This is a genomic window from Caldisericum sp., from assembly GCA_022759145.1.
Taxonomy (GTDB): Bacteria; Caldisericota; Caldisericia; order Caldisericales; family Caldisericaceae; genus Caldisericum.
Map to the genome: position 1 here is coordinate 1 of JAEMPV010000093.1, position 5,129 is coordinate 5,129.

Here is a 5,129-nt window from a genome sequence, read left to right on the forward strand (position 1 = left end):
ATACCTCTTGACTTTCTTTGAACATATGCTATAATGTGCATATGAGCAAATATACTAATGTAATGAAAGCGCTTTCAGAAGAGAAAAGGTTTAAACTGTTTGCCGTTTTGCTTAAGGCAATGGGTGAATTTTATGTTTGTGAGATTACAGACGCACTTTCAGAATCGCAGTACAACATTTCAAAGTACTTAAAAGAGTTAAAGAATGCAGGGCTCGTTAAGGATAAGCGCTTTGGAAAGGGTATCCTTTACTCGGTTGTTGAACCAGATTCTCAATTTATTAGAAGTTTGTATGATGCCATTAGTTCAATTGAAGATGATGAAATTAATCGGACTGTTGAACTTCTAAAGATGCGTGCTTCTGTGAGAGACGAAAATAAATGTATTTCAATCGTTCAAAAAGTCATAAACAAAAACAAAATAGAAAATGGGAGGTAAACTATGGAAGAAACAAAGAACGAAGTAAATAAGAACTGGAATCTTTTGCCATCATGTGGCAAGGAAGCCACAAATCTTGACATTATTTTTGCGTGTGATGGTGCAGCAAGTGTAGGACAGGTTGGAAATGAAGTAGCAAAAGACCTCACGAATAGAGGCGTTGGGGCAAGGATGTGCTGCACTGCAGCAGTTGGCGCAGGCTCTGAAGTGCATGTTAACATCGGGAAAAATGCAAAGAGGGTCATTGTAATTAATGGATGTGCAAACAAGTGCACATCGAAGATTATGGAGCAAAGAGGTATTAAGGTCGATTACGAATTTACTATAAGCGAAATGGGTGTAAAGAAAATCCCAACCCTTGATTTTGACCCAGAAGATGTAAAAAAGATCGCAGAAATAATAGCAGAGAAGGTTGGATATAGCAACAATAAGTAATTAATTCAACCGTTTATAAACTTTCAGGGCAGAGGGTCTCTTCTGCCCTTTTTTATTTTAAAATTTGCGTTATAATGTAATGATTTTAAAGAAGGAGGCATATATGATTGAATTAGGCGCATTAGTTGAAGACTTTGAATTAAAAGACCAAAATGATCAATCGTTTAAGTTGTCTGAATTCAGGGGCAAGAAGGTTTTGCTTTCGTTCCACCCTCTTGCGTGGACTTCTGTTTGTGAAAAACAGATGCTGAGTTTGGAGGCAAATCAGGATACATTTGAAGCATTGAATACCGTTGCTGTTGGTGTAAGTGTTGATTCTGTTCCCTGCAAAAAGGCATGGGCAGAGCATATCGGGATTAAGAGGACACGTCTTCTTTCAGATTTTTGGCCGCATGGTCATGTTGCAGAACTATTAAAAGTTTTCAGGCACTTTAACGGCTTCTCAGAAAGAGCAAACATAATAGTTGATGAGGAAGGCAAGGTTATTTTTGCAAAAGTTTATCCAATTAAGGAACTTCCAGACATAAACGAGATAATAGAGTTCTTGAAGGGGAGATAGTTCATGGATGTGAAAACTGCAATTAATGAGCGCCGTGCATATCGCTCTCTTGAGCCATTTGAGGTAACCGAAGACCTTATAAAAGACCTCGCTTATCATGCATCCCTTGCACCATCCTGCACAAACTCACAACCGTGGCGTTATGTTTTCGTGTATGAGAAAGATGCACTTGAGCGTGTTTTTGAAGCACTTCCAAAGGGAAACCAGTGGGTAAGAAATGCAGGAATGGTGGTTGTTGTTTTTACTTCAAAGGAACTTGCATGCAATATGCGTGATGGCATTTATGCTTACTATGACACAGGGTTGTCAAATGCCTTTCTAATACTGAGAGCAACAGAGTTAGGGCTTGTTGCACATCCAATTGCTGGTTTTGATGAAGAAGTCGTAAAGAAGGCAGTTAACATCAAAGAAAATTTTGAAGTAATTGCCTTAATTGTTGTTGCAAAGCATGCAAAAGAGATTTCACCACTTCTTTCAGAAAAACAGGTCCAATCCGAACTTAAACGCCCCGAACGAAAGCCATTTGACGAATTTGCATTTTTGAATAAGGTTCCATAAATGAAAGTAGCGCTTCTCATAATTGATATGCAGGAGGACTTCCTGAACGAGTCCTCCCCTCTTTTTGTTGATTACGGCAAAAACATAATTCCGAATATTGAAAAACTTCTTAAATTCTTTAGAGAAAATAATCTCACGCGCATTTTCGTAAAGAGAGTTCACCTTGGCAAGATTGATATTGATAAGGCAAGAATGCCTCTTGGGGGTAGTGTACTTTTGCCAAATTCAAAAGGCTCAGAGATTGTATCTCCCCTCACGCCTCAGGATAACGAAATTGTCGTTATAAAAAAGAGGTTCTCTGCGTTTTTTCATACAGAGTTAGACCTTGTTCTTCGACGCCTCAAGATTGATACACTCGTCATAACTGGTGTTCAAACGCCAAATTGCGTAAGAGCAACCGCAGTGGATGGCATATCTTATGATTATGATGTAATTGTTGTAAGCGATGGCACTGCCTCGAAAACTCCTGAAGTGCAAAAGGCAAATCTCTTTGACCTTGAGAATATGGGGGTAATGGTTAAAACTACAAAGGATGTAATCGAACTAATACAAAATTCGCTATAATTAAGTATGGCAAAATGCATCCGTTGTGGCAAGCCTGCTTCGGTTCACCTTGAGGGGCTTCACTTTTGTAGTGAGTGCTTTAAAATTCATGTTGAAAAGGAGTTTGAAGAGGGTATTGAGGGGCATGCAGTTGGAAGTCGCCTTGTTAACGCACAGGAGAAAGTCCTTGTTGCAGTTTCGGGTGGCAAAGACTCGATGGTCCTCTGGTATTTAATGCACAAAAATAGTTTTAACATAATACCTGTTCACCTCAACCTTCACTATGGTTTTTTCTCAGAAAAAAGCCTCGAGGTTGTCAAAACTTTTTCAGAAAAAATCGGGCAAGAAGTCCGTATCTTTAGCGTAAAAGATGACTTTGGTATCGATATGGAAGGTGTTTTTAAAAAGGCAAAAAATCGCCCTCGCTGCGGTGTATGTGGCACAATAAAAAGATATCTTATAAACAAGATTGCTTTAGATCTCAAAGTCGATGCAATTGCAACGGGGCACAACCTCGATGATGGCGCTTCCAACATATTCAAGGCAATTTTGAATTGGGATTTTGAAACGCTTTCAAGAAACTCCCCCTTAACCCCTCCCTACAAAGACAAATTGGTAAAAAGGATTAAGCCACTCTACAGGCTTTCGGATGCAGAGTTAAAAGCCTATGCGGATATGATGCAAATTGATTACACAAGTGAAGTATGCCCATACAAGATTGGAAGTGTAACACTATCAAAGTCAAAGGAAGTTTTAAATGAAATAAATGAGGAGTTTAGAGGCATAAAACGGACTTTCTACTACGGATATTTGAGAAATAGAGATATTTTTAAAAAGGAAGAAGTCGAACTCAAGGAGTGCAAAATTTGCGGCATGCCAACTTCAAGCGAAGATGGTATCTGCTCTTTTTGCAAACTCACAAAGGACATAGAAAATGAAAAAGAAATTTAAAGAAGGCGACCTGGTTGAAATTGTTGATTCCAAAGACAGAATCCTCCTTTTGAAACTTGTAAAAGGCGAAAAAACACACTTCCACTTTGGCATTTTAGAGCATGATTCGGTTATTGGTAAAATTGATGGCTCTATTGTAAAGTCGCTTAAGGGAGAAGAGGTGACAGTCTTCAGGGCACGCACACCTTTTTATACCGTCCATATGCGCAGGGTTTCCCAGATTATCTATCCAAAGGACATTGGTGCAATTCTTATCCACGGCGATATTTATCCAAACTTACGGATATTCACTGCTGGTGGTGGGGCAGGAGCGCTTACCGTAACACTCCTTCAAATACTTCATGGCAAGGGTAAGCTTGTTGTCTATGAAATTCGAAGTGACTTTATAGATGTCCTCCTTAAAAATGTCTATGACTTCTTTAAGACCATCCCCAAAAACCTCATCATAAGGAAAAAGGATGTGTATAACGAGGCAATTGAGCCTGAAGATATGCCTTTTGACAGAGTTATTCTCGATGTACCTGAGCCGTGGCGTGCGCTTAATACCGTTAAAGATGCGCTTGTTCCTGGTGGCATCCTCATAAGTTATAGTCCAACCACTCAACAGATTACGCAGACAAAAGAGGCACTCGATGACCTTGGATGCTTCTATCACCTTGGCACTTTTGAAACTTTAGAGAGGCGCTGGAAAGTCGAGCCTCTTGCAACACGCCCCGTTGATAGGATGGTTGCACATACTGGCTTTATTGTTGTTGCAAGGAAACTTAACAAGTAATTGAAATTTTATTTATAGGGTATTGACACGAACAAAATTTCGTATATAATAAAATAAGGAGGATTGAATGAGGTTAAAGTTAACATTCGAAGACATTAAAGGGCGGGACATCATCCTTCCAATGCACTATGGCTATCTTTTGCACTATCTTGTCTACAACACTTTTTCTGAACCTATGGCAGCAAAGCTATACCTCGAGGGCTTCCCAATCGATGGGAAAAAGTTCAAACTTTTTACATACTCAAACATCATCGAAAAAGGCGAAAAGGTAAACAACAACGCTCTCAACTTTCACAAATTCATCACCTTTTATTTTTCCTCTCCCCTTTATGAAATCGTAGAAGACCTTGGCTCAAATGCCTTTCGAAAAACAGGCATCCCTCTGAACGATTTTAATCTTTTTCTTTCAGCAGTTGAAGTCATAAGACCTCCCAAACTAAGTGAATCTGTCCTTATTCGCACCCTCTCCCCAATTACTGCCTATAGCACATTTGAAAATAACGGTAAAAAGACAACCCACTATTACCGTCCCACAGAAAGCGAATTTAAACGCCTCATTGAAGAGAACGCACAAAAGAAATACATCATAATCAAACAGGCACAGGGTATGTCAGTCTCCGAAGATGCATCAAAAGACCTCCACCTTGATATTGAACCATACAGGTTTTCCCTCGAAAAGAACAAAAAGATAGTCTATTTCAAAAACACGATTATTGAATGCTTCTCAGGAATATACAAATTAACCGGCTCCTTAGAACTCATCTATGCAACTTACGATGCAGGGCTCGGTGCAAAATCCTCCGAAGGCTTCGGCATGTGGGATGTATGGGAGGAAAAATAGCAAAATACTATAATAAAGTTAAAGGAGGAA

General features: G+C 39.3%; 8 protein-coding genes. All 8 read left to right on the plus strand.

Annotated elements, in window-relative coordinates:
* The first annotated feature begins 41 nt into the window (after positions 1-41).
* Positions 42-437, plus strand: coding sequence for a metalloregulator ArsR/SmtB family transcription factor (locus tag JHC30_06030; protein ID MCI4463709.1), 396 nt, complete (start codon positions 42-44; stop codon positions 435-437).
* 3 nt (positions 438-440) lie between these two features.
* Positions 441-872 carry a hypothetical protein gene (locus JHC30_06035; GenBank protein ID MCI4463710.1) on the plus strand — a complete coding sequence of 144 codons (432 nt, stop codon included), beginning with the start codon at positions 441-443 and terminating at the stop codon, positions 870-872.
* A 103-nt stretch (positions 873-975) separates the two neighbouring features.
* Positions 976-1,431, plus strand: coding sequence for a redoxin domain-containing protein (locus JHC30_06040; protein ID MCI4463711.1), 456 nt, complete (start codon positions 976-978; stop codon positions 1,429-1,431).
* A gap of 3 nt (positions 1,432-1,434) precedes the next feature.
* Positions 1,435-1,989, plus strand: a complete 555-nt coding sequence (locus JHC30_06045; protein MCI4463712.1) for a nitroreductase family protein — start codon at positions 1,435-1,437, stop codon at positions 1,987-1,989.
* Positions 1,990-2,553: a cysteine hydrolase gene (locus JHC30_06050; protein ID MCI4463713.1), complete on the plus strand. Its 564-nt coding sequence runs from the start codon at positions 1,990-1,992 to the stop codon at positions 2,551-2,553.
* 6 nt (positions 2,554-2,559) lie between these two features.
* Positions 2,560-3,483 carry an adenine nucleotide alpha hydrolase family protein gene (locus JHC30_06055; protein MCI4463714.1) on the plus strand — a complete coding sequence of 308 codons (924 nt, stop codon included), beginning with the start codon at positions 2,560-2,562 and terminating at the stop codon, positions 3,481-3,483.
* The gene (locus tag JHC30_06060) at positions 3,467-4,258 is read left to right on the plus strand and encodes a tRNA (adenine-N1)-methyltransferase (GenBank protein ID MCI4463715.1); all 792 of its coding nucleotides are present in this window, start codon (positions 3,467-3,469) and stop codon (positions 4,256-4,258) included. The genes JHC30_06055 and JHC30_06060 overlap by 17 nt, the downstream gene beginning before the upstream one ends.
* A 67-nt stretch (positions 4,259-4,325) precedes the next feature.
* A complete protein-coding gene (cas6, locus tag JHC30_06065) occupies positions 4,326-5,099 on the plus strand; it encodes a CRISPR-associated endoribonuclease Cas6 (GenBank protein MCI4463716.1) in 774 nt (257 codons plus the stop codon).
* The last annotated feature ends 30 nt before the right edge of the window (positions 5,100-5,129 follow it).

Coding starts and splice junctions, on each gene's coding strand:
- JHC30_06045 (MCI4463712.1), top strand. CDS start 1,435: ATGGATGTGAAAACTGCAATTAATGAGCGCCGTGCATATCGCTCTCTT.
- JHC30_06030 (MCI4463709.1), top strand. CDS start 42: ATGAGCAAATATACTAATGTAATGAAAGCGCTTTCAGAAGAGAAAAGG.
- JHC30_06035 (MCI4463710.1), top strand. CDS start 441: ATGGAAGAAACAAAGAACGAAGTAAATAAGAACTGGAATCTTTTGCCA.
- JHC30_06055 (MCI4463714.1), top strand. CDS start 2,560: ATGGCAAAATGCATCCGTTGTGGCAAGCCTGCTTCGGTTCACCTTGAG.
- JHC30_06060 (MCI4463715.1), top strand. CDS start 3,467: ATGAAAAAGAAATTTAAAGAAGGCGACCTGGTTGAAATTGTTGATTCC.
- cas6 (MCI4463716.1), top strand. CDS start 4,326: ATGAGGTTAAAGTTAACATTCGAAGACATTAAAGGGCGGGACATCATC.
- JHC30_06050 (MCI4463713.1), top strand. CDS start 1,990: ATGAAAGTAGCGCTTCTCATAATTGATATGCAGGAGGACTTCCTGAAC.
- JHC30_06040 (MCI4463711.1), top strand. CDS start 976: ATGATTGAATTAGGCGCATTAGTTGAAGACTTTGAATTAAAAGACCAA.